The organism is Ruegeria sp. BB7 (assembly GCF_056539365.1).
In genome coordinates, this window is record NZ_JBQFUV010000011.1 from 1 (window position 1) to 23,059 (window position 23,059).

At 58.4% G+C, this 23,059-nt stretch carries 26 protein-coding genes; 17 read left to right on the forward strand and 9 right to left on the reverse strand.

The window, feature by feature from the left end:
• Nucleotides 1-268 precede the first annotated feature (268 nt).
• The 3 genes from ACR0D7_RS15045 to ACR0D7_RS15055 all read left to right on the forward strand — a co-directional run bounded on the left by ACR0D7_RS15045 (nt 269) and on the right by ACR0D7_RS15055 (nt 3,931).
• The gene (locus ACR0D7_RS15045; RefSeq protein WP_480679717.1) at nt 269-1,423 is read left to right on the forward strand and encodes a phosphoserine transaminase; all 1,155 of its coding nucleotides are present in this window, start codon (nt 269-271) and stop codon (nt 1,421-1,423) included.
• Between the two features lie 57 nt (nt 1,424-1,480).
• Complete coding sequence (gene serA, locus ACR0D7_RS15050; RefSeq protein ID WP_170383821.1) at nt 1,481-3,076, forward strand: phosphoglycerate dehydrogenase; 1,596 nt, start codon at nt 1,481-1,483, stop codon at nt 3,074-3,076.
• 117 nt (nt 3,077-3,193) lie between these two features.
• Nucleotides 3,194-3,931, forward strand: coding sequence for a metallophosphoesterase family protein (locus ACR0D7_RS15055; RefSeq protein ID WP_480679718.1), 738 nt, complete (start codon nt 3,194-3,196; stop codon nt 3,929-3,931).
• On the opposite strand, the gene ACR0D7_RS15060 is transcribed toward ACR0D7_RS15055, so the two are convergent.
• The gene (locus ACR0D7_RS15060; RefSeq protein WP_480679719.1) at nt 3,918-5,435 is read right to left on the reverse strand and encodes a malonate--CoA ligase; all 1,518 of its coding nucleotides are present in this window, start codon (nt 5,433-5,435) and stop codon (nt 3,918-3,920) included. The genes ACR0D7_RS15055 and ACR0D7_RS15060 overlap by 14 nt on opposite strands.
• A 279-nt stretch (nt 5,436-5,714) precedes the next feature.
• On the opposite strand from ACR0D7_RS15060, the gene serB reads away from it, so the two are divergent.
• Genes serB through ACR0D7_RS15080 form a run of 4 tightly spaced genes read left to right on the forward strand, consistent with a single transcriptional unit; the run spans nt 5,715 to nt 7,724 of the window.
• Nucleotides 5,715-6,593 carry a phosphoserine phosphatase SerB gene (gene serB, locus ACR0D7_RS15065; protein ID WP_480679720.1) on the forward strand — a complete coding sequence of 293 codons (879 nt, stop codon included), beginning with the start codon at nt 5,715-5,717 and terminating at the stop codon, nt 6,591-6,593.
• A gap of 45 nt (nt 6,594-6,638) precedes the next feature.
• Nucleotides 6,639-6,968, forward strand: coding sequence for an ArsR/SmtB family transcription factor (locus tag ACR0D7_RS15070; RefSeq protein ID WP_480679722.1), 330 nt, complete (start codon nt 6,639-6,641; stop codon nt 6,966-6,968).
• Nucleotides 6,956-7,381, forward strand: coding sequence for an SRPBCC family protein (locus ACR0D7_RS15075; protein ID WP_480679723.1), 426 nt, complete (start codon nt 6,956-6,958; stop codon nt 7,379-7,381). The genes ACR0D7_RS15070 and ACR0D7_RS15075 overlap by 13 nt, the downstream gene beginning before the upstream one ends.
• A 22-nt stretch (nt 7,382-7,403) precedes the next feature.
• The gene (locus ACR0D7_RS15080) at nt 7,404-7,724 is read left to right on the forward strand and encodes a YciI family protein (protein WP_480679724.1); all 321 of its coding nucleotides are present in this window, start codon (nt 7,404-7,406) and stop codon (nt 7,722-7,724) included.
• Nucleotides 7,725-7,727: 3 nt separating this feature from the next.
• On the opposite strand, the gene ACR0D7_RS15085 is transcribed toward ACR0D7_RS15080, so the two are convergent.
• Nucleotides 7,728-8,726: an asparaginase gene (locus ACR0D7_RS15085; RefSeq protein ID WP_480679726.1), complete on the reverse strand. Its 999-nt coding sequence runs from the start codon at nt 8,724-8,726 to the stop codon at nt 7,728-7,730.
• A gap of 177 nt (nt 8,727-8,903) precedes the next feature.
• Here ACR0D7_RS15085 and ACR0D7_RS15090 point away from each other — a divergent pair, with 177 nt between their 5' ends.
• From ACR0D7_RS15090 to ACR0D7_RS15110, 5 genes are all read left to right on the forward strand, one after another.
• Entirely contained in the window at nt 8,904-9,437 is a 534-nt protein-coding gene (locus ACR0D7_RS15090; protein ID WP_170383834.1) for an invasion associated locus B family protein, read from the forward strand.
• 164 nt (nt 9,438-9,601) lie between these two features.
• A complete protein-coding gene (locus ACR0D7_RS15095) occupies nt 9,602-9,769 on the forward strand; it encodes a hypothetical protein (RefSeq protein ID WP_480679727.1) in 168 nt (55 codons plus the stop codon).
• A 129-nt stretch (nt 9,770-9,898) separates the two neighbouring features.
• The gene (locus tag ACR0D7_RS15100; protein WP_480679728.1) at nt 9,899-10,276 is read left to right on the forward strand and encodes a lysozyme inhibitor LprI family protein; all 378 of its coding nucleotides are present in this window, start codon (nt 9,899-9,901) and stop codon (nt 10,274-10,276) included.
• Nucleotides 10,277-10,369: 93 nt separating this feature from the next.
• The gene (rlmN, locus tag ACR0D7_RS15105) at nt 10,370-11,557 is read left to right on the forward strand and encodes a dual-specificity RNA methyltransferase RlmN (RefSeq protein ID WP_480679729.1); all 1,188 of its coding nucleotides are present in this window, start codon (nt 10,370-10,372) and stop codon (nt 11,555-11,557) included.
• A gap of 235 nt (nt 11,558-11,792) precedes the next feature.
• Entirely contained in the window at nt 11,793-12,419 is a 627-nt protein-coding gene (locus ACR0D7_RS15110; RefSeq protein ID WP_480679731.1) for a cytochrome P460 family protein, read from the forward strand.
• Nucleotides 12,420-12,422: 3 nt separating this feature from the next.
• Here the strand turns inward: ACR0D7_RS15110 and ACR0D7_RS15115 are convergent, their stop codons facing one another.
• The 3 genes from ACR0D7_RS15115 to ACR0D7_RS15125 form a co-directional block, all read right to left on the reverse strand.
• The gene (locus ACR0D7_RS15115) at nt 12,423-14,081 is read right to left on the reverse strand and encodes a U32 family peptidase (protein ID WP_480679732.1); all 1,659 of its coding nucleotides are present in this window, start codon (nt 14,079-14,081) and stop codon (nt 12,423-12,425) included.
• Between the two features lie 63 nt (nt 14,082-14,144).
• Nucleotides 14,145-14,489 (reverse strand): hypothetical protein, encoded by a 345-nt coding sequence (locus tag ACR0D7_RS15120; RefSeq protein ID WP_480679733.1) that lies wholly within the window; start codon nt 14,487-14,489, stop codon nt 14,145-14,147.
• Complete coding sequence (locus tag ACR0D7_RS15125) at nt 14,486-15,403, reverse strand: DnaJ C-terminal domain-containing protein (RefSeq protein ID WP_480679734.1); 918 nt, start codon at nt 15,401-15,403, stop codon at nt 14,486-14,488. The genes ACR0D7_RS15120 and ACR0D7_RS15125 overlap by 4 nt, the downstream gene beginning before the upstream one ends.
• A 147-nt stretch (nt 15,404-15,550) precedes the next feature.
• Here ACR0D7_RS15125 and ACR0D7_RS15130 point away from each other — a divergent pair, with 147 nt between their 5' ends.
• On the forward strand, nt 15,551-15,934 hold the full coding sequence (locus ACR0D7_RS15130) for a hypothetical protein (RefSeq protein ID WP_170383844.1): 384 nt from the start codon (nt 15,551-15,553) through the stop codon (nt 15,932-15,934).
• Here the strand turns inward: ACR0D7_RS15130 and ACR0D7_RS15135 are convergent, their stop codons facing one another.
• Nucleotides 15,935-17,032: a cystathionine gamma-lyase gene (locus ACR0D7_RS15135; RefSeq protein ID WP_480679735.1), complete on the reverse strand. Its 1,098-nt coding sequence runs from the start codon at nt 17,030-17,032 to the stop codon at nt 15,935-15,937.
• Nucleotides 17,033-17,035: 3 nt separating this feature from the next.
• Nucleotides 17,036-17,878 (reverse strand): LOG family protein, encoded by an 843-nt coding sequence (locus ACR0D7_RS15140; RefSeq protein WP_170383847.1) that lies wholly within the window; start codon nt 17,876-17,878, stop codon nt 17,036-17,038.
• 79 nt (nt 17,879-17,957) lie between these two features.
• Here ACR0D7_RS15140 and ACR0D7_RS15145 point away from each other — a divergent pair, with 79 nt between their 5' ends.
• Together ACR0D7_RS15145 and dapD are read left to right on the forward strand one after the other, a co-directional pair.
• Nucleotides 17,958-18,875, forward strand: coding sequence for a threonine/serine dehydratase (locus tag ACR0D7_RS15145; protein ID WP_480679736.1), 918 nt, complete (start codon nt 17,958-17,960; stop codon nt 18,873-18,875).
• Nucleotides 18,876-18,982: 107 nt separating this feature from the next.
• A complete protein-coding gene (gene dapD / locus ACR0D7_RS15150) occupies nt 18,983-19,810 on the forward strand; it encodes a 2,3,4,5-tetrahydropyridine-2,6-dicarboxylate N-succinyltransferase (RefSeq protein WP_480679737.1) in 828 nt (275 codons plus the stop codon).
• 57 nt (nt 19,811-19,867) lie between these two features.
• Here the strand turns inward: dapD and ACR0D7_RS15155 are convergent, their stop codons facing one another.
• Nucleotides 19,868-20,203 carry a cupin domain-containing protein gene (locus ACR0D7_RS15155; RefSeq protein ID WP_480679739.1) on the reverse strand — a complete coding sequence of 112 codons (336 nt, stop codon included), beginning with the start codon at nt 20,201-20,203 and terminating at the stop codon, nt 19,868-19,870.
• Nucleotides 20,204-20,309: 106 nt separating this feature from the next.
• Between ACR0D7_RS15155 and ACR0D7_RS15160 the strand changes: the two genes are divergently transcribed.
• Nucleotides 20,310-20,654: a hypothetical protein gene (locus ACR0D7_RS15160; protein WP_480679740.1), complete on the forward strand. Its 345-nt coding sequence runs from the start codon at nt 20,310-20,312 to the stop codon at nt 20,652-20,654.
• On the opposite strand, the gene ACR0D7_RS15165 is transcribed toward ACR0D7_RS15160, so the two are convergent.
• A complete protein-coding gene (locus ACR0D7_RS15165) occupies nt 20,651-21,709 on the reverse strand; it encodes a transporter substrate-binding domain-containing protein (protein ID WP_480679742.1) in 1,059 nt (352 codons plus the stop codon). The two genes, ACR0D7_RS15160 and ACR0D7_RS15165, sit on opposite strands and share 4 nt — an antisense overlap.
• A 209-nt stretch (nt 21,710-21,918) precedes the next feature.
• On the opposite strand from ACR0D7_RS15165, the gene dapE reads away from it, so the two are divergent.
• Complete coding sequence (dapE, locus tag ACR0D7_RS15170; protein ID WP_480679743.1) at nt 21,919-23,058, forward strand: succinyl-diaminopimelate desuccinylase; 1,140 nt, start codon at nt 21,919-21,921, stop codon at nt 23,056-23,058.
• The last annotated feature ends 1 nt before the right edge of the window (nt 23,059 follow it).

The following is a 23,059-nucleotide window of genomic DNA, read 5'->3' on the forward strand; positions in this document are numbered from 1 at the left end:
CGCATACGGCGACAGAAACCTCGTCTGCACATGCCCCCCAATGGACGCATACCAAGACGCCGCAGAATAAAAAAACAAAACCCCCCGCCAAAAAAGCGGGGGGTTTTTTCGCCAATCGGAAACCTCTGTTCTAATTTGTACCCTCTCCAGATGTCGTTTTCTGGATTCAAAGCGTCTTTTATGCTTGCTGATGCTGCATGTGCATCATAGCTCTGTCCGCGGGACACCCCTCCCCAACGAGGGGCGTGTATCTGGAAGGGTAATACACATGAGTATCGAACAACCGGCAGCGCGGCCGGCCAATCCGCGTTTTTCCTCGGGCCCCTGCGCCAAACCCCCTACATTCGAGCTGAGCAAGCTGGCCGATGCTGCGCTGGGGCGGTCGCACCGTGCCGCTGTTGGCAAGGATAAGCTGAAAGCGGCTATCGAGGGCACGCGCGAAGTGCTGGGTATTCCGGCAGATTACAAGATCGGCATCGTTCCCGCCTCGGATACCGGCGCGGTCGAAATGGCCCTGTGGTCCCTGTTGGGCGAACGCAAGGTTGAGATGCTGGCGTGGGAAAGCTTCGGCTCCGGTTGGGTCACCGATGTGGTCAAGCAACTGAAGATCGACGCGGAAGTGAAGACCGCCGAATATGGTCAGATCGTTGATCTCGCGTCTGTCGATTTCGCCAATGATGTTGTGTTTACATGGAACGGCACCACCTCGGGCGTGCGGGTTCCCAACAGCGACTGGATCGCGGATGATCGCCAGGGTCTGACGATCTGCGATGCGACCTCGGCGGCCTTTGCGATGGACCTGCCGTGGGACAGGTTGGATGTGACCACCTTTAGCTGGCAGAAAGTGCTGGGTGGTGAAGCGGCCCATGGGATACTGATCCTCAGCCCTCGTGCTGTTGAGCGGTTGGAGAGCTACACACCTGCATGGCCACTGCCCAAGATTTTCCGCCTGACCAAGGGCGGCAAGCTGATCGACGGTATCTTTACCGGTGCCACGATCAACACACCTTCGATGCTGGCAGTTGAAGACTACCTGTTCGCGCTGGACTGGGCGCGCTCGGTTGGTGGTCTGAAGGGCCTGATCGCCCGTGCGGATGCCAATGCCGGAGCGGTGCATGCGTTCTGTGACCAGAATGACTGGATCGCGAACCTAGCTGAGGATGCGGCGACTCAATCCAACACCTCGGTCTGCCTGAAATTCACCGACGCGCGTATTCAGGACGGTGCGGCATTCGCCAAGGCCGTGGCCAAGCGGTTGGAGGCCGAGAACATCGCGCTGGACATCGGTGCCTATCGTGACGCGCCTGCGGGTCTGCGCATCTGGTGCGGTGGCACGGTCGAGACCTCGGATATCGAGGCGATGTTGCCTTGGCTGGCATGGGCCTTTGAGGCTGAGATCGCCGCGCAAACCGAAGCTGCCTGAAATTTTCACCGGGCCGCCAAAGGCCCGGACCTCCCATAAAATTCAAGGACCAGAGATATGGCCCCCAAAGTACTCGTATCTGACAAGCTCAGCGAAACCGCCGTGCAGATCTTCCGCGATCGCGGCATCGACGTGGATTTTATGCCCGATCTGGGCAAGGACAAAGACAAGCTGGCCGAGGTGATCGGTCAGTATGACGGCCTTGCCATCCGCTCGGCCACCAAAGTCACGCCTTCCATTCTGGAAAAAGCTGACAAGTTGAAAGTCATCGGTCGCGCCGGGATCGGCACAGACAATGTCGACAAAGAAGCGGCGTCGAAAAAAGGTGTGATCGTGATGAACACACCTTTTGGCAACATGATCACCACGGCCGAGCACGCGATTGCGATGATGTTCGCTGTGGCGCGTCAAATTCCCGAGGCCAGCACATCGACTCATGCGGGTAAATGGGAAAAGTCCAAGTTCATGGGGATCGAGCTGACCAACAAGACGCTCGGTGTGATCGGTGCCGGTAATATCGGTGGCATCGTCTGCGAACGCGCACTTGGCCTGAAAATGAAGGTTGTCGCCTATGATCCGTATCTGGGCGAAGAGAAAGCGGCCAAGATGGGTGTGGAAAAGGTCGAGTTGGACGAGCTGCTGGCTCGCGCCGATTTCATAACCCTGCACGTGCCGTTGACCGATCAGACCCGCAACATCCTAAGCCGCGAGAACCTTGCCAAGACTAAGAAAGGCGTGCGCATCGTGAACTGTGCCCGCGGCGGTCTGGTGGACGAAGAGGCACTGGCTGAGGCGCTGCAATCGGGTCAGGTCGCGGGTGCAGCCTTTGATGTGTTCAGCGAGGAACCGGCCAAGGAAAACGCGTTGTTCAACCTACCCAACGTGGTCTGCACGCCTCACCTTGGTGCGGCCACGACTGAAGCGCAGGAAAACGTCGCGCTGCAGGTGGCCGAGCAAATCTCGAACTACCTGCTGACCGGCGCGGTGGAAAACGCGCTGAACATGCCCAGCGTCACCGCCGAAGAGGCCAAGGTCATGGGGCCGTGGATCAAACTGGCCGGTCATCTCGGCAGTTTCATCGGCCAGATGACGGATGAACCGATCAAGGCGATCAACATCCTGTATGACGGTGTGGCGTCCGAGATGAACCTGGCCGCGCTGAATTGCTCGGTGATCGCGGGGATCATGAAAAAGTTTAACCCCGAGGTGAACATGGTCTCGGCTCCGGTTGTGGCCAAAGAGCGTGGGATTCAGATTTCTACGACTAATCAGGACAAGTCCGGGGCGTTTGAAGGCTATATCAAGGTGACTGTGGTGACCGAAAAGCGCGAGCGCTCGATCGGGGGGACCGTGTTCAGTGATGGCAAGCCGCGTTTTATCCAGATCAAGGGTATCAACATCGATGCCGAGATTGGTGCGCATATGCTTTATACGACCAACGAAGACGTTCCGGGTATCATTGGCACGCTGGGTCAGACCATGGGTGAGGCCAACGTTAACATCGCGAACTTTACCCTGGGTCGCGCCGAGGCGGGAGGTGAAGCCATTGCGCTGCTTTATGTGGACGAGCCGGTGCCAGCCGAGGCGCGCGCCAAGCTGGCTGAGACAGGTCTGTTCACACAGGTCAAGCCGCTGGAATTCGATGTCGCCTAAGTGGTGTTGAATTTCTGAGACTATTTCGTACCCGCGCCACCGAGGCGCGGGTATTTTCTTTTCCCGCCCTCCAATTCGCGCCACAAGCAAGGTGTTCATTAGACCCGAGGGTTTTTTATGCCATCCCCCATATACGCCGTCGGCGACATTCACGGTCATCTCGAGATGCTGGAAAAAGCATTACACCTGATTGAACGGGACGGCGGGTCTGATGCGCGGATTGTTTTTTTGGGCGATTACGTGGATCGCGGACCAGATAGCCGCGGAGTTCTGGACCATTTGATCGCAGGGCAGAAAGCAGGGCGAAACTGGATCTTTCTGCTGGGAAATCACGACAGGATGTTCGCCAGATTCATGCGGGACGGGTCCGTGTCCGAAGCCAAGCTGCGGGTAGGTGAGCACTGGTTGCACGACCGATTGGGTGGGGCGGAAACTTTGGCCTCTTACGGTGTCGATTTCCTGCCTGATGAGCGAATTTTTCGGGTTCTTGAGCGCACGCGGGCCAAAGTGCCGCCAGAACATGTCGACTTTCTGAACGGTTTGCTGACACACCATCTGGCGGGTGACGTGTTGTTCGCTCACGCTGGCATCCGCCCCGGTGTACCCTTGTCTGATCAGACCGAGGAAGACCTGATCTGGATACGGCATGAGTTTCTGGATGATCCTCGCCGGCATCCGTGGCTGGTTGTTCACGGGCACACGCCCGCGCCGCAGGCCGAGCATCGTGGAAACCGTATCAATCTGGATGGAGGTGCCGGGATGTGGCGCCCCTTGGTTCCGGCTGTCTTTGAAGGGCGGGACTGTTTGCTGCTGACCGAAAATGGCCGTGTTCCGTTGACCCCTAGTCTTTTGTGAACAGGCCTTTGTAGTCCTCGCGTAGCGCGTTTTTCTGTACCTTGCCCATCGTGTTTCGGGGCAGCTCGTCCAGAATGATCAGCTTGCGAGGGTGCTTGAACCGGGCCAGTGCCTCTTGCACATTGGCAAGGATGGCGTCGAGATCTGGCGTTTGACCCGGTTTCGGCACCAAAATGCCCACAGGGGTCTCGCCAAAATCCGGGTGCGGTACGCCGATCACCGCACTTTCCAGAACGCCGGGTTGGTCGTCCAGTATCAGCTCAATTTCTTTGGGATAGATGTTGTAGCCGCCCGAGATGATCAGGTCATTGCCGCGCCCTACGATGTGGACATAACCGTCCTCATCCAAGCGCCCCAGATCGCCGGTGATAAAGAAACCGTCCTCGCGCAACTCGGCGGCGGTTTTCTCGGGCATCTGCCAATAGCCTTGAAACACATTTGGGCCACGCACTTCGATCATGCCGATTTCCCCCTCGGGCAACGTCTCACCGCTTGCGGGATCAGTCACCTTCAACTCAACGCCGGGCAGGGGGAAGCCGACCGTTCCCGCACGACGCTCACCATCATAGGGGTTAGATGTGTTCATATTTGTCTCGGTCATACCGTAGCGTTCCAGGATGCGGTGGCCGGTGCGGGCCTCGAACCGCTCATGAGTTTCCGCAAGCAACGGGGCCGAGCCGGAGATGAACAAGCGCATGTGCCGCGTCAGATCGCCGGTGAAACGATCATCCCCCAGCAGGCGGGTGTAGTATGTCGGAACTCCCATCATCGACGTGGCCTGTGGCATCAGGCGCAGCATGTCGTCCAGATCGAATTTAGGCAGAAAGATCATCGCCCCGCCCGAGGCGAGGATCACATTCGTGGCCACGAAAAGTCCATGAGTGTGAAAGATCGGCAGCGCATGCAGCAATACATCATCGCGGGTGAACCGCCATTCCTGCACTAGCATCTCCGCATTCGACAGCAGATTGGCCTGAGTCAGCATCGCCCCCTTCGACCTTCCTGTGGTGCCGGACGTATACAGAAACGCGGCTAGGTCATCCTCGGTTCGTCGAACGGGTTCGAACGCGGGCAGCATTCCCATGGCCCGCCGCGTCAGGCTGCCCGTCCCATCGGCGTTCAATGTCTCCAGCCGGGCGTTCTGGGCGGCGGCGATAGGGGCAAGCCCTTGGGCTTTTGCATCGTCACAAACGACCAGCTTAGCACCGCTGTTTTCGATGAAGTATTGCAGCTCGGCTGAGGTGTAGCCGGTGTTCAGCGGTAAAAATATCAGCCCGGTTTGCGCACAGGCAGTATAGAGCGCCAGCGCCTCGGGCGATTTCTCGACCTGCACGGCCACCCGTTCGCCGGGTTCCAGTTCGAACCCGGACAGGGCGTTTGCGATCTGCGCGGCCATGTCCAGAAAAGCGGCGTGGGTCAGGGTCTGACCATCGGGCAGATGCAGAAAGGGGGTGTCCTTGCCCGCGTGAATGCCAAACAGCCTGTCATAAAGCGGGTTGCCCATATTGTTCTGCCCTTTGCGCCTGCTCTATCCCGGCTGAATCTGTATCGGAATAAACGGGGGGTAAAGCAGAAATTCAGGAAAGATCCGGAATTGCTGGGTTGGAATGGGTAACCGTTACCTAGCGCGTCGTGCTTGCAAATACGGGTTGTGGCATCGTGACGGGCTGCGCTTGTGAATACGGGCTGCGTTTGTCCGGCATGCCGGAGTAAATGCGCCAACTGTCTCTGGTGAATTGCCCGCCCCTGCGATATGCGCAGGGGAGCTTTCTGGAGATTGAAGATGTACGTAGCCACCCTGTTGACCAACCCGAACACGCCAAAGCTTGAGTACGCTCTGGTCGAGTCGTTGCGCAATGCGTGGGGTGGTGGTGAAGTGGTCTGGCTCAGCCCGGATGAGGTGGCAGAGTTCACCTTTGCCGACCTGCCTGACAACCAGTGGGAGGCCTGGTCTGAGCTGCAGCTGTTGGAGGTCGACCTGATTGTGCAGCCGGTCGAAAAACGCCGCAAGCAGATGTTGTTGGCCGATATGGACAGCACCATGATCCAGCAGGAATGCATCGACGAATTAGCCGATGAAGCAGGTGTAGGCGACCGGGTCAAGGATATCACTGCGCGGGCCATGAATGGTGAGCTGGATTTCGAAGGCGCGCTGATCGAACGGGTCGGCCTGCTGAAAAGTCTGGACGAGGCGGTGATTGACAAGGTGCTTGAGGAACGCATCACGCTGATGCCTGGCGGCGCGGAACTGGTTGCAACCATGCGGACAAACGGCGGCTATGCAGCGCTGGTCTCGGGCGGGTTCACGGCGTTTACTGCGAAAGTGGCAAGTGAATTGGGTTTTGACGAAAACCGCGCCAATACGCTGTTGGCCGAGAATGGCAAACTCACCGGCGACGTACTGCGCCCGATTTTGGGTAAGCAGGCCAAGGTGGACGCGCTGGAGCAGATTACCAGTCGTCTGGGCCTGTCCGAAGAAGATGTCATTGCCGTTGGCGATGGCGCCAATGATCTGGGTATGCTGGGCCGGGCTGGAACGGGTGTGGCCCTGCACGCCAAACCCTCTGTCGCAGAGCAATGTGACATTCGGATCAACTATGGGGATCTGACGGCGCTGCTGTACCTTCAGGGATATGCCCGCGCGGACTTTGCGGACGTGTGACAGCAGGGGCTTCCCTTTATTTAACAAAAATGTTAAACAGTGGTCATGAATACGCTTCTGACCACATTCTCGGCCTTGTCCGATGCCACCCGATTCTCAATCGTCGAGCAACTGATGCAAGACGGAGAGCTTCCCGCCGGTGATCTGATCGAAGGGCGCGGCATGTCCGGCGCTGCGATCTCGCGCCACCTGAAGGTGCTGCGCGAAGCTGGCTTGGTGCAGCAACGGGTTCAGGGCAGCCAACGGATGTATTCCATCCAGCCCGAGGGGCTGCGGGCGATTGCCGAGTGGACCATCTCGAAACGACAGTTCTGGGAGAGCAGTCTCGACCGTTTGAACGACTTGATTGAAAGGGAGAATTCATGGCCGACCTGAAACTGGAACGTGAGTTCCCGACCGCACCGGAAAACCTGTTTGCCTGGATCAGCGATGGCGCGAAGCTGTTGCAGTGGTGGGGGCCTGAAGGGATGCATGTGCCCGAGCATGATCTGGATTTCTCGCGCCTTGGACCGTGGTATTCGGTCATGCAGAACGCCGAGGGCCAGAAATACAAGGTCTCGGGGCAGGTCACCCATGTCGATCCGCCCAATTCGGTGGGGTTCACATGGGGCTGGCATGACGATCAGGACCGGCGCGGTGCGGAAAGCCATGTAACGCTGACCGTCGAAGCGGCTGGCGAAGGCGCGCGCCTGATCCTGGATCACCGTGATCTGGGCGATGATGAGATCGCAGCGAACCACAACCAGGGATGGACCTCGTCGCTACGCAAGTTGGAAGCTCAGTTTTAAGGATTTCATCAGGGAGGAAGAAATGCCCCAATTTCTGTTTGTTTATCATGGCGGTCACACCCCGACTGATCCCGCTGAAATCGAAGCGACCATGGTCGCCTGGGGCGCGTGGTTCCAGAACATGGGCGACGCGCTGGACATTCCCGGTAATCCGGTGGGCCAGTCCTATACGGTCAGTTCCGGTGGTGTCGTCGACAATGGTGGAGCAAACCCGGCGTCGGGCTTTACCGTCATCAAGGCCGACAGCATCGACGCCGCCACTGACATGGCCAAGGGCTGCCCCATGGTTGTGAGCGGAACAGGCTCGGTCGAAGTGGCCGAGGTGCATCCGATCGAAATGTGATTCTCAGCCGGGGAACCCCGGCGCGGGCCTGATCAGGCCGCATTCCAGCCCGCGGCGGCTGTATTGGATGGCGTTCATGAAGTTGCGGGTGGCCGGGTGCTCGGCCTCCAGCACGCCCAGATGCACCAGAATGGCCGCGATGGCGCATTCGCTGGCGCGGGTGGTGCCATCGGTGATCTTCAGTGCCACACCCATGCGTTTTTCCGGAATGATCGCGACGAATACGGCCTCGGCCCCGGTTTTGATCGCGGCGCGACCCTCCATGGCGCGCATAAGCTCGGTGCAAGCGCGGTTTTCACCGGCCACCAGTTCCGGATGCTTGATCATTGCAGCGGTCAACTGACCTGCCGCATCGCTAGCCCGGTCAGAACGGTCAGCTGCAGAGGCAAACCACGCCATCGAGCGCGCCAGCCCCACCAGCGAAGTGGCAAAGTTCGGAGCCGAGCAGCCATCGATACCATAAGCCGGGCTGGTTTCGCCGGTCGTTTCTTCTAGTGCAGAGAGGCAAGCCTGTTGCACGTCATGATCGATCTCAAGATATTCCGGCCCGGCACCCATATGCTGCGCCACGGTCAGGAACCCGCAATGTTTACCTGAACAATTGTTGTGAAGCTGGCAGGGTGTATCGTCGGCCAGGATCAGCCCGTCCCGCGCGGCCATATCCTGTGGCTCCTGCGGGCCGCATCGCAGATCATGCTCGGTCAGGCCCAAATGGTCCAGCCAAGCCGACACCCGATCCGTATGAATATGCGCGCCGCTGTGAGAGGCGCAGGCAAGTGCCAGATGCTCGGAATTTAGCCCATATTTCGCAGCTGCACCGGAGGTGATCAGCGGCAGTCCCTGAATCATCTTGGCCGAGGACCGGGGATAGATCGTTACATCGGGATCGCCCCAGCTTTGCACGATCTGACCGCTGTCATCACAGATCACCGCGTGACCCAGATGCAAGCTTTCCAGCAAGGGGCCTCGCCACAGTTCTGTCATTGGTACCGGCTGCGTCATCTGGCCCCTCCGTAATATGCGCAAAATTCTGCCAATCGCCCTTTCGCCTGTGGCGAAACCTGCGTTAGTGTGTGTATGTCGGCAATCATCGGAATACGCAACTTACAGACGACCCGGCAAGGTGCGCAGGCGTTTCCGATGGGTATGAGGTTTAGGTCGAGCTAGGAGGCTGGACAGATGGGATCGAAACTCGTCCGTGTGATCGCGGGCCTGTGCGTGGCAGGGATGGCCACAACTGTAGCCGCTCAGCAGGCGACAAGCACCAACCGCGTGGCAGCAAAAACGGACTGGAGCGTTTTCGTCGAAGACGATCCCACCGAATGCTGGAGCGTGTCTGCCCCCAAGGAAACCGTCAACACGCGTGGCGGTCGGGTGGTTTCTGTTCGCCGCAGCGATATTCTTTTGTTCGTGTTCTATCGCCCTAACGCGGATGTCAAAGGACAGGTGACCTTTACCGGCGGCTATCCCTTTGCTCCGGGATCGACCGTGAATGTTGAAATCGACGGTTCAGAGTTCGAGTTCATCACCGAAGGCGAATGGGCGTGGCCTGCAACTGCAGGTGAAGACTTGAAAGTTGTTGCAGCAATGAAACGCGGTTCCGAGGCTGTGCTGACCGCTCGTTCCGAGCGTGGCACGCAGACCAAGGACACTTTCTCGCTTCTGGGCTTTACCGCAGCGATCGAAGACGCCGAGACGCGCTGCACCAACTGATCCGCATCTGTTGAGACACGAAACCCCGTCATTTGGCGGGGATTTCTTTTGGCAGAGCCACGCCTCGATCTTACGCGCAGTCAATCTAGGAATTTGATCCGCATCAAGGCGGGATGTCTGGTTTTCTGAACTACTCAGTTTAGAAAATCAGAAGGAGCCATCGAATGCTGAACAAATCCCTCGTCGCGTTTATGATGACGGCTGCCGTATTGTTGAGCGCATGTGAAAAAGAAACGGAAACCTACCCCGTGACTGGTGAGCAGTGCGGCCCGGAAGATCCCGTGAAAACGCTGGACGCCGCAGACTGCGATATTCTGCCTGCGGGCATCTAACAGGTTTTCTGAACCTACAGACATCAATTGTGGCCGCATTGGCATTGCCAGTGCGGCCAAGCCGTTTTTGGGGCCTTTGTTGATGCGTGCTATCGTTGTTTTTTGCGAAGCATCTGATGGGAATGGAACATGCGTTACTTGTTGCTCATACTGCTTTTTTCACCTGCGGCACTCGCAGATCCTTCGTTGGAGTGTTCTGACGCAAGCTCGCAGGAGGAAATCGGTGAATGCGTTGGTGAAATGGAAAACCGGGTCAACCAGGCGGTGGAAGCGAGTTTCAGAATCGCGCAGCAGGCCGCCACTGAACTGGACGAGGTCACTGGCCGCGTGGTCGCGCAACCGGCGCTGGAGGCGGCACAGAAAGCCTGGGTCATTTACCGGGATACCCAATGCGAGGCCGTCGGCGCTTCCTATGGCGGAGGCTCCGGTTCCGGCATCGCCATCACATCTTGCCGAGTTGAGCTGGGCCGGGCGCGTGTGGAAGAATTGCTAGCCTTTGCGAATTAGGTCGGACGAATTCTTTTGATCTTTGCGCTCGATCCTATATAGAGGCGCATCCCAAGCCAGAATCCTTCGAGATACGTCCCAGTAGGTACCCCAATGTCGCCCAAAGCGCCGATCACTCAAGACGTCATGACCGTCCCCCGCAAATTGCCCGAGGGGAAGATTAACCTTGTCGGCCTGACCCGCGACCAGTTGCGCGAGGTGCTGATCGAAAATGGCACGCCGGAAAAACAGGCCAAGATGCGCACCGGGCAGATATGGCAGTGGATCTATCAATGGGGCGTGCGCGACTTTGGTGAAATGACCAATCTGGCCAAAGCCTATCGTGCGCAGTTGGCCGAGAAGTTCGTCATCGAAATCCCCGGGGTCGTGACCCGTCAGGTGTCCGAGGATGGCACCCGCAAGTATCTGTGCCGTATAGCGGGTGGTCACGAGGTCGAGGTGGTTTACATTCCCGAAGAAGATCGCGGCACGCTGTGTATCTCGTCTCAGGTCGGGTGCACGCTGACTTGTTCGTTCTGTCATACGGGTACGCAGAAACTGGTACGCAACCTGACGGCGGCCGAGATTGTCGGGCAAGTGATGATGGCCCGCGACGATCTTGAGGAATGGCCGGTCCCCGGTGCGCCCAAGGATGAAACGCGCCTGCTATCGAACATCGTTCTGATGGGCATGGGCGAGCCGCTCTATAACTTTGAAAACGTGCGCGACGCGATGAAGATCGCCATGGACCCCGAAGGAATTTCTCTGTCGCGCCGTCGGATTACCCTGTCGACCTCGGGCGTGGTGCCTGAAATCGCGCGCACGGCCGAGGAAATCGGCTGTCTGCTGGCGATCTCGTTTCATGCAACCACGAACGAAACCCGCGATGTGCTGGTGCCGATCAACAAGCGGTGGAATATCGAGGAACTACTGCAGGCGCTAGCCAGCTATCCCAAAGCTTCGAATTCCGAGCGGATCACCTTTGAGTATGTGATGTTGGATGGCGTCAATGACAGTGACGAGGATGCGCACCGCCTGATCGACCATATCAAGCGCCACAACATTCCGGCCAAGATCAACCTGATCCCGTTCAACGAATGGCCCGGCGCGCCCTACAAGCGCAGCTCGAACAATCGCATTCGGGCATTTGCGAACATTATCTACCAGGCGGGCTATGCCTCACCGATCCGCAAAACACGGGGCGAGGATATCATGGCGGCCTGTGGTCAGCTGAAATCGGCCACCGAACGCGCGCGCAAATCACGCAAGCAGATCGAAGCCGAAGCAGGGCTGCAAAGTTAAGCTTTTTCGATCGGCTCTTGGCGGTCTGCGCTAATTTATTGCGCGGATCGCTGTTTTTTGTATGCGTAATTTGGTATGTTTCCCCAGTCAGCATCGGCTCAACGCTTCACTCTTGTGCACGAAGGGGTGAAAGCTGTGTTCAGGTGCTAGCGCTTTTGTTCAGGGCCGTTATCCTTTTTGCAAGTAAAACGAGCGGCGTTCAGGCGAACCTTTTGAATTCAGGTGGGCCATCCTAATGATCTTAAGATTAACACGATTGATTTCGATCTATTTGGCTGCGCTGGCATATTCGGGTGTGTCAGCCCCTAATGCTGCTGCGCAATCAACCGACGAAGATGCACATATCGCCATTGAGAATCCTGCCGATCTCTCAAAAGAAGAGGCGTCGCGTATCTACAAATCGTTGCAGCGGCGCATGGCGCGAGGTTACGACGCCGCGCATCTGGATCTGCTAATGAATTATCAGAACTGGCCGCTGTTCAATGATGCGCCCTATATCTCGGCAACTCATGGGCAGCGTTACGTGAACAGCTATGCCAATCGTATGGCGCACAATTACGGAACCTTGCAAGAGGGCGAAAAGCTGCCCGTTGGCTCGGTCTTGGCCAAGGATAGTGTGACGGTCACGGACGAGGGCAACATCCACCCGGGCGCTTTGTTCGTAATGGAGAAACTGCCGGAAGGTGCCAGCCCAGAAACCGCCGACTGGCGTTATATCATGGTGCTGCCGGATGGGTCGATGTTTGGCGACACGACGGGCTTTCGTGCGTCGGCGGTTGCCTATTGCCACGACTGTCACGAGGCGGTCGCGGACCGGGATTACACGTTCTTTGTTCCCGAAGACTATATCGCTGGGAACTGATCGTCAGACGGCCTCGTTAGGCAGCTTCAGCGCCGTGGCTTCGCGGCGGCTGAGTTGTTCGCCCTGTTTGCGTTTCGACAACACCTCGCGGGCCAGCGCGTATTTCTCATCCTGCCAGAAGATCAGACAGCCGTTGCAGCCTTTGCCGCAGCAGCCTTCGGTGCCAATGCGGTTGGTCTTGAAGCGGCGTTCGTTGCCGTCCTCGCCGATCTTTTCCACCAGTTCGTCGCGGCGGCGTTCATAGGCCTTTGGATTGTCACGGCCCGAGGTTTCCAGCCCTTGTACCAGCTTGTCGAACCGGATGCGGCTCCAGTGTTCGTCGGTCAGGGCGCGCTCCTTGCGCAGGACGGAATAGACCGGGAAACGGGCGCGCAGGTCGTCGATGTCCTCGTGATCGAACAGGGTGAAGGGCAGGCGGATGACGGTTTTCGTGCTGCCATGCACCACGTCCAGCCGCGCGCCGTCATGGGCGCGCTCGAAATCATAAACCCGCAGCAGAACCGTGTCGCGCGAGATGGGCGAGACAAAATCCAGCACATCGCCTGGTTCCAGCTTGTTCTTCACCTCAACCAGAAACGCATCTTCGGTCACTTCGGTGACGATCCCGGCATATTCCCATTGGGCGATGGATGCCGTGTGCTCGTAGTCGTGGGAATAGTTGGTCAGCCGCCCTTCGTGGAAGGCCAACGTATAGCCGCGGTTCCCGACGGTTTCGAGTTCGCGCATATAGGGCTTCGGATCCCAGTTCTCGGGGTTCGCGTGATAATCGTCGATGGCCATGCGATAGGCGCGGGCGACGATGGCAGCGTAATATTCCGACTTGCCGCGCCCTTCGACCTTGAGGCTGTCGACGCCGATCTTCAGGTACTCATCCAGTTTCGGCATGATGCACAGATCGCGCGAGTTCAGGATATACGAGCCACGATCATCCTCTTCGATGGGCATCAGATCACCGGGGCGGCAGCCCTCTTCCAGCAGAAACTCGAACAGGTCGGCGTTTTCTTCTGTGATGCGCAGTTCCTGATGTGTGCCATCCTTGATGCGCAGTTTCAGGCCGTAGTTCCAGCGGCATGAATTGGCACAGTTGCCCTGGTTCGCCCCTCGCTCGGCCATGAAGTTCGACAGCAGGCAGCGGCCTGAATAGGTCATGCACATAGCACCGTGGACAAAGGCTTCTAGCTTGATGTCGGGGCATTTCTCGCGGATCTCGACTAGTTCGGGGTACGAGACTTCACGCGCCAGAACCACCAGCTCGGCCCCCTGATCCTGCCAGAACTTCACCGAAAGCCAGGAACAGATATTGGCCTGGGTCGAGATATGCAGCGGCAGCTCGGGGGCCCGTTCGCGGACATATTGGAACACGCCGGGGTCGGCGATGATCAGCCCGTCGGGCTTCACCTTGCGGACCGTGTCAATATATTCGTCCAGCTTCGGGATGTCTTTGTTGTGCGAAAACAGGTTTAACGTCAGGTAGGCGCGCCGCCCGTGCTGGTGGCAGAACTCGACCCCTTCGATCACCTCTTCCAGCGAGAACTCGGATTTCGTGCGCAGCGACATATCCGGCGTACCCAGATACACGGCGTCCGCCCCGTAAAGGATGGCGAGTTTCAGCTTGCGCAGATTGCCTGCAGGCATCAGCAGTTCGGATCTGGATTGGGTCATGGGTATACCGGGTTTTGGATCAAGGGGGCCTTTTACGGTAATCGCCCCGAGTCCAAAAGCCCGTTATCTGCGACGGAACCGCGCTGTACCGATGACCTCGATCAGTTGCTTGCGTACGGGTTCGGGTTGCGCATCTACGGCGTTCAGAACCTCACGCAATTCAGCGCGCAGACCGTGCATCTGGTCGATCAGAGAAATCACCATCGACAGGGCATCGGGTTCCATCTCGTACTGGTCATGCAACTCGCAGGCCAGTTCCAGCCGCGCAACGTCGAGGCTGTGGTAGATCAGGCCTTGTTCCGTTTGTTCAGGGATCACGATCTCGGCGGCCAGATATTCGGTCAACCGGGTCGAGGTCAGGCGCGTGACGGTTTCGATCAGCTGCTCTTCGGTCAGGGTGCGGGTCATGACGGCATTCCATTGCGCGGATCATAGCGGTGGTTCTCGCGCCATGTCTCCATGAAGTGCTTCAGGTCTTCGTCGATCTTGTCCGGCATCGCGACAGTCAGTTCGATCAGTTGATCGCCGCGTTCGGATGAGCCACGCTTCTTCACCCCCTTGCCGCGCAGGCGCAGGGTCTTTCCGCTGCTGGTGCCCGCCGGAACATTGACATTGACGCCGCCATCGATGGTGGGGGCGGGCACCTTGCCGCCCAAAATGGCTTCATCGATGGTGATTGGCAGGGTGATGTGGATGTCGTCGCCCTGACGATCAAAGACGGGGTGTTTCGCAACCGTGACCGTGACCAGTGCGTCGCCCGGAGGACCCTCACCAAAGCCCGGTTCACCCTTGCCGCGCAGGCGGATGGTCTGGCCGTCGGTGATACCCGCGGGGATTTTGACCTCGATCCGGTCCCCATCGGGCAGGGTCAGTTTTTGGCTGGCCCCGAACACCGCATCCAGAAAGCTGATCTGCAGGCTGTAGCTGCGATTGTGCCCCGGCGCGTGAAATTCATGAGTGCGCTGGCCGTAGCCGCCACGGCCCCGCATGAATTCGGCAAAGATGTCCGACATGTCGTCGGGGTCTGCCGCCCGTCCGCGATATGGGTTCCCGGCGGCCTCGGCATAGTCACGATAGTATTGCTGCTGCGGGCGCTCCTGACCCGAGGCGTCAATCTCACCACGGTCATATTGCGCTCGCTTTTCCGGGTCTTTCAGCAGATCATAGGCGGCGGCTGCAGCCTTGAACTTGGCTTCGGCCTCGGCGTCGCCGGGTTTCAGGTCGGGGTGGCATTCCTTGGCGATGCGCCGATAGGCTTTCTTAATCTCGGTGTCGCTGGCGTCTTTGGCGACGCCAAGGACGGAATAGGGATCGTCGCTCATCTCACCTCTCGCAGGTCAGTCAGAACAGGATGGTTTGATCATGCGTTTTCACAGGGCCAAAAGGAAGAGGCTTTTGAAACCGCTCGCAAATTCCCGCGAGCCTGTTAACATATGCATGTTTTTAATTATTTTCTGACGGAGACCACCATGACGCGCAGACTCAAGTCCATTCTGGCCCTGCTGGCCGGCAATGCCATCGGGTTGCTGCTTGCCGCGCTATTGTTACCGGAATTTGCGATCCGGCCGATCTCGTTCATTGTGGTGGTGATCGTCTTTACACTGGTGCAGTGGATTGCCGAGCCCGTGATTCTGAAGCTGGGCCAGAAAAGAGCACCCGCGATCAAGGGCGGTATCGCGCTGATCGTCACTTTCGTGGGTCTGCTGGTGACCGATCTGATCACCAACGGGCTGACCATTGGTGGCATCTCCAACCTGCTGGCGGCGACGCTGCTGGTCTGGCTGGGCGCTTTGATCGGCAGCATCGTGTTGCCGATCTATGTGTTTACCGAATTGCGCGAGCCCAAGAAGTAATTACAGCGCGTTCAGGCTGGCCTCGATCGCTTGCCACAGTTCTTCCACCGGTTCGCATCCGATCGACAGGCGGATAAAGGCGGGGTCGACATCGTCACCCCACCGCGCACGACGCTCGGCAGAACTGTGGACGCCGCCAAAGGATGTCGCAGGGCGCAGCATCGGACAGGCGTTGATGAAGGTCTCGGCTTTGGTTTCGGACTCCAACGTGATTGAAAGCAGAAAACCGAACCGCGCGGTCTGAGCCTTTGCCAGCGCGTGGGACGGATCGCCGGGCAAACCGGGATAGCGGATGTTCTTGACAGCCGAATGTTCGGCCAACCGCTCGGCCAATACCTGTGCCGAAGAACACATGCGATCAAACCGCACGTCCAGCGTCTCCAACCCGCGATGCAGAAGCCACGCCTCATGAGGGCCGGGGATTGCGCCCGAGACTTTCCGCCATTCCTCGACCCGTTCCATGATCTGCGCATTGCGGCTGGCCACGTGACCCATCAAAAGGTCGGAATGCCCGCCCATGGCCTTGGTGTCCGAGGCCACAACGACGTCGATGCCCATGTCCAACGGACGCTGTCCCAGAGGCGTCATGGTTGTGTTGTCGGCAATGGTGATCCCACCCGCAGCACGCACTGCAGCGGCTATGGCCGGCAGGTCCATCATATCCAGGCCGGGGTTTGAGGGGCTTTCGAGAAACACCACATCAAAACCTTCGAAACCGCCCTCGGCGAATGCGGTTGTCGGGCGTTCGGTGACGGAAACTCCCAGCCCCGACAGGAACCGGTCGGCCAGTACCCGTGTGACGTAATACCCATCCGATGGGATCAACAGACGCGACCCGACCTTAAGGGTCGCAAACAACGCAGCCGAAATCGCCCCCATGCCTGACGGAAAGGTCAGGCAGGGCGCGTCTTCCAGATGGGACAGAACGTGTTCCAGATGCTGCCACGTAGGATTGTCGACCCGGCCATAGGTGGGCAGCCCGTCCGTGGCACCGGGCAGGTGGTACATGCTGCTTTGCGTCAGCGGCAGCGCCACCGGATCGCCAGCGTTCAATTCATTGCCGCGCAGGTGCAGCATCTCTCCGATTTTCGAGGCCATGACTCAGCGACCCGGGATTTCGTCGCGGGGCGGAGCGGGTTCCCAGTTCTCGATGATGTCGACCGCCTCCTGCGCTGTGTCGACGAACCGGAACAGGTCAAGATCTTCGTCCGAGATGGTGCCCGCGTCGGCCAGAGCTTCCCAGTTGATGACCTTTTCCCAGAATTCGCGGCCAAACAACAGGAAGGGCACGCGGTCCATGCGGCCGGTCTGGATCAGCGTCAGGGATTCGAACAGCTCATCCATCGTGCCGAACCCGCCGGGAAAGATCGTGATGGCACGGGCGCGCATCAGGAAATGCATCTTGCGGATTGCGAAATAGTGGAAGTTGAAGCTGAGTTCGGGGGTCACAAAGAGGTTCGGTGCCTGTTCGTGTGGCAGCACGATGTTCAACCCAATGGAACAGCCACCGGCATCCTGAGCGCCACGGTTTCCGGCCTCCATAACGCCGGGGCCGCCACCGGTGACGATCACGTTTTCACGGCAGCCGGTTTGGTTCGATTTCTCGGTCATCAGCCGGGCGAATTCGCGCGCCTCGTCATAGTATTCCGACAGATTGGCGAGCGTCTCGGTCCGGGCGGTGTGCTTCTGCGACGGTTCGGGAATACGCGCGCCGCCGAACATGACGATGGTCGAGGTGATCTCGCGTTCGGTCATGATCATCTCGGGTTTCAGCAGTTCCAATTGCAGGCGCACCGGGCGCAGTTCATCCCGGCAGAGGAAATCGTCATCCGCAAAGGCCAGACGATACGCGGGTGAGCGCGTTTGCGGCGTGTCAGGTACTTCGCTCGCGGTCGAACGGTCGGTCTGTGCGTCGCGGAAAGGGCTGAGGCGGTCTTCTCTCATGGGTGATGGTTCCCTGCTTGCGTGTTCTTCAAACAGCTATAGGGTTCGCGGGCAGAGCGCCAGTCACGGAAGAACAACAATGAATTGGAAGAGCGAAATTTCAGCAGCAGCCGTGCGGATTGCCGGACATGCGCAGGTCACGCCGGTTATGGAAAGTACGGCTTTGGGGTTGGATTACCCGGTCGAGATGAAGCTGGAGCATTTGCAACATACCGGTAGCTTCAAGGCGCGCGGGGCGTTCAACACGTTGCTGAGTTCGGATGTACCCCAAGCGGGAGTTGTGGCGGCCTCGGGTGGCAATCATGGTGCCGCTGCGGCTTACGCGGCGCGTGCGCTGGGCTACCCGGCAAAGATCTTTGTGCCGGAAATCGCGGGGCCTTCCAAGATTGCCTTGATCAAGCAATCCGGCGCTGACCTGAGCGTTGTGTCCGGCGAATACGCAAACGCGCTGACTGGGGCGCAAGAACATGAGGAGGCGACCGGCGCGATGCAAATCCACGCCTATGATGCGCCTGCCACCGTGGCCGGGCAGGGAACCTGCTTTTCCGAATGGGAGGCGCAAGGTCTTCAGGCAGACACGGTCTTGGTTGCTGTAGGTGGCGGGGGTCTGATTGCGGGTGCTCTGGCATGGTTGGATGGTACCCGCAAAATCGTAGCGGTTGAGCCTGCGACTTCCTGCGCGCTGAACGCGGCCCTGCAAGCGGGTGAAATGGTTGATGTCACCGTTTCGGGCATCGCCGCCAACGCGCTGGGCGCGCGGCGGATTGGCTCAATTTGTTTTGGTCTGGCGCAGGGGATGACTTCGGTTCTGGTGACGGATGAAGCCATCGCCGAGGCACAGCAACGTCTGTGGCGCGCCCATCGCATACTGGTGGAACCAGCGGGCGCGACGGCTCTGGCCGCCCTGATTTCGGGGGCGTATCAGCCAACGCCAGGAGAGCGTGTGGCGGTGCTGATCTGCGGTGGAAATATTTCTCCCGACCCGCTGAATGGCTGAAACCGCAGCAATCAGCCGCAAAGTGCGCGTTCTGCGTCGCATTGCGGCCAGTCCCTTGCTTGCGTATAGGCAACACCAACGTGAACAGATTCAGCAGGGAGCACCCCATGTCCAACGCGCAACTGGAAGCCGCCATCGAAGCCGCCTGGGAGGCACGCGATACCATCACCCCCGCCACCACTGGCGAACAGCGTGAGGCTATCGAAGAGACTCTGAACGCGCTGGACAGCGGTTCGTTGCGAGTTGCCGAGAAGCTGGAGAGCGGCGAATGGCACGTGAACCAGTGGGCCAAGAAAGCGGTTCTGCTGGGTTTCCGCATCAAGGACATGGAAATTCAGCACGGAGGCCCGCAGGCCGGTGGATGGTGGGACAAGGTGGACAGCAAGTTCGCTGGTTGGGATGAAAGCCAGTGGCAGGCCGCCGGTTTCCGCGCCGTGCCGAATTGCGTGGTCCGCAAATCGGCTTATATCGCGCCGGGCGCCGTTCTGATGCCGTCTTTCGTAAATCTGGGCGCCTATGTGGGCGAAGGCACCATGGTCGATACTTGGGCTACCGTCGGATCATGCGCACAGATCGGTAAGAACGTGCACCTGTCCGGCGGCGTCGGCATCGGTGGTGTGCTGGAGCCGATGCAAGCTGGTCCGACCATCATTGAAGATAACTGCTTTATCGGTGCCCGTTCCGAGGTGGTTGAGGGCTGTATCGTTCGCGAAGGCTCGGTTTTGGGCATGGGCGTGTTCATCGGCAAGTCGACCAAGATCGTCGACCGCGAAACAGGTGAGGTCACATATGGCGAGGTGCCGCCGTACTCGGTGGTTGTTGCCGGTTCGATGCCGACCAAGAATAACATCGGCCTGTATTGCGCAGTGATCGTGAAGCGGGTGGATGAAAAGACCCGCTCGAAAACCGGGATCAACGAGTTGCTGCGCGACTAAATCCGGGCACAGAATTCAAAGGGGGCTGCAGCATTGCTGCGGCCCTTTTTTGTTGCGTTAATCTTTGACCGGGTAGCGGTCGGGCTCTTCAAAAACATCAATGACCCGCGTCCCCGCTTTGATCGTCCCGCCATGTTCGACGCCCGAGGGGATCGAATAGCTGTCTCCGGGGCGATAGGTTCTGGTGTCATCCCCGATGGTCAGTTCAATTTCGCCCTCGATTACAGTACCCCATTGCGCCTTGTGCGAATGCAGGGGCAGTTCGAAATCCTTGAGAAAGGTGAAGAACGCGACCAGACCTGCATCGGATCGGATAACCGCGCTTTGCACCACGTCTTCGGGGAACGGCACATCAAGGCTTGGAAAGTCGGTAATGAAATCAGGATAGGTCATGAAAACGTCCTTTGCGGTCTGTGTTCCGGTACTATGGCGGTGAAGCCGCGGTCTCGCAATTCCCGACCGCTTGACCGGGGGCAGGCACGCCGTTATGGCCCCCTGCATGGAAAAGCAAAAGAAACCCTCTCGTCAGCAAGTCTATACACTGCTTGTTCAGATCGGTCGTAAGGATGGCGACGGCTTGCCCGAAGGTGCGACCGGGGCGGCGCTGATGTGTTTCGCCAGCGGCGTGGATGAGGCCGAGGCCGTGCGCGAAACCGTGGCGATTTTGAAACAGGCCGACACCGCGCCTTTGGATGTCACCGGTTATGGCACTCTGGCCGAGCGTGAGGCGCAGGGCCATGAGATTGAACCGGATGAGCGGGCGCTGATGCAGCGGGCTTTGGATGAAAACGCGGTTATTGTCGCGCAGATGACGCCGTTTTTCGGGGATGAGGAACCGGCCTAGTTCCGTACCCCAAACCATTTGCGATAAATCTCGTCATAGGTGCCGTCTTCACGCAGGGCGAGCAAAGCCTGATTGACGTCTTCGACCAGTGGCGAGCCCGTGGGGAAGGTGATCCCGTAGTTTTCACGCATGAAAACGCCACCGGTCATGCTGGCAATCCGACGCCCTTCATGTGAGGCGTAATAGGACAGGATCGGCGCATCAAAGACCACGGCGTCCACGTTCTTGTTTTCAAACGCGGTCAGCATTTCTTCGAGGCCGGAATATCCGGTAAATTCAATCTCGCGCCGGTTCAGGAAATTGGCGGCAGTCGAGCCTGAAATCGTGCCGACCTGCTTGCCATACAGATCGTTGACCGAGTTCACGTTGCCACTGATCGCGTCCACTGTCATGACCGAAGTGATCCGCGCGGTGAAGACCGAGACGATGAACAGGGATGAAATAACCAAAATCACACCCAGCAAACGGCCAAAGGGTGTACGCGGCATGCGTTCTTCGAAGCCGCCATTCACCACCAGATTGAGCGCCCACCAGAACGAGGGGAACCACGCCTCTTTCAGTTTGCGGTCGAAATAGGGTTGCGAGCGGCGCTCGAAACTCCACATCAACATGCCGCCACCCAGAAGCAGGGCAAAGGCCAGCCCGATGGCAATGAACAATTCACGCGACAGCAGCGCATGTAAAAGCGACGGTTGGCGCGCGGCCTCGGACGGGACCATGATTTGCAAACCGGATTCAAAAATCGGCTGGCTGAAATCCATCTGCGTCTCGCGGGATGCGGTGATCGAGATATTGGCAATAGCCAGATCAGCTGATCCATCCTGCACCGCGCCCAGCATGTCAGCGAACCCCTCGACACGGTTAACGGTGTAGTCCCAATTCAGCGATTGCGCGAGTGCCTGAAGCAAATCCATGGAAAACCCGGTCTGAGCTCCGTCTTCAACATAGGAGAACGGAGGGCGGGTCACCGTGGTGACAGTCAGTGTCTGCGCCTGGCTTTGCTGTGCAAAAACCGTGAAAGTCAGACAGATCAATGCGAAAAGCGCGCGTATCATTATCAATGTACCTGTTTCGCGCGGCTCTAACGCACTTTCGAACGGCGCGGCAAGGTGGTCGCTGGGTAAATCCTCATGTTTTATTGGGGTGTCAGGTCGACACAAAAGGTAAAAAGCCCGCAAATTATAGCGCGCAGGGGTTGGCAATCGGTGCAATTCGTTGAATCTGTGCGCGAACCTTCGTGCAAATGAACCAGAAAGGGCGAACAATGACAGATCCGGTGAAATTGACAGCAGATCTGATCCGTTGCCCATCGGTCACACCCGAGGAAGGGGGTGCGCTGGTATTGCTGGAGGAACTCCTTTCCAATGCTGGGTTCGATTGCACCCGCGTCGATCGGGGCGGCATCAGCAACCTGTTTGCGCGTTGGGGTGAGAAAGGCCACGCGCGCAGTTTCGGCTTTAACGGACACACTGATGTTGTGCCTGTTGGGGATGAGGCGGCCTGGAGCAAGCCACCTTTTGGTGCGGAAATCCACGATGGGGTGATGTTTGGTCGTGGAACGACTGACATGAAATCGGGCGTGGCGGCCTTTGCAGCTGCGGCTGTGGATTTTGTCCGCGACACGCCGCCCAATGGTGCTGTGATCCTGACCATCACCGGTGATGAAGAGGGCGACGCCGTGGACGGTACTACGGCGCTGCTGGATTACATGGACAGTACGGATGAGCGCATGACTGTCTGTTTGGTGGGTGAGCCGACCTGTCCCAATACGATGGGCGAAATGATGAAGATCGGCCGCCGAGGCTCGATGACCGCGTGGTTTACAGTCACCGGCGTACAGGGGCATTCGGCTTATCCACATCGGGCCAAGAATCCTCTGCCCGTGATGGCGCGTCTGATGGACAGGTTGGCAAGTCATGAACTGGACCGGGGTACGGACCATTTCGATGCCTCGACGCTGGCGGTTGTGAATATCGACACCGGAAATACCGCGACCAACGTGATCCCGGCGCAATGCAGCGGGGCGGTAAATATCCGTTTCAACGATCTGCATACGGGCGCAAGTCTCAGCGAGTGGTTGCAGGCCGAAGCTGCAACTGTGGCCGAGGCATATGGTGTTGAAGTTGATATCAAGATCAAAATTTCAGGCGAAAGCTTTCTGACCCCGCCTGGTCCGCTGTCTGATCTGGTGGCGCAAGCGGTAGAGGCGGAAACCGGCACCCGCCCCGAGATGTCCACCAGCGGAGGCACCTCGGATGCGCGATTTGTGAAAAACCACTGCCCGGTCGTGGAATTTGGCCTTGTCGGGCGGACGATGCATCAGGTGGATGAATGTGTCGAGGTAGCGCAGATTGCCCAGCTCAAGACGATCTACACTCGGATTCTGCGGGACTATTTCGCCTGAT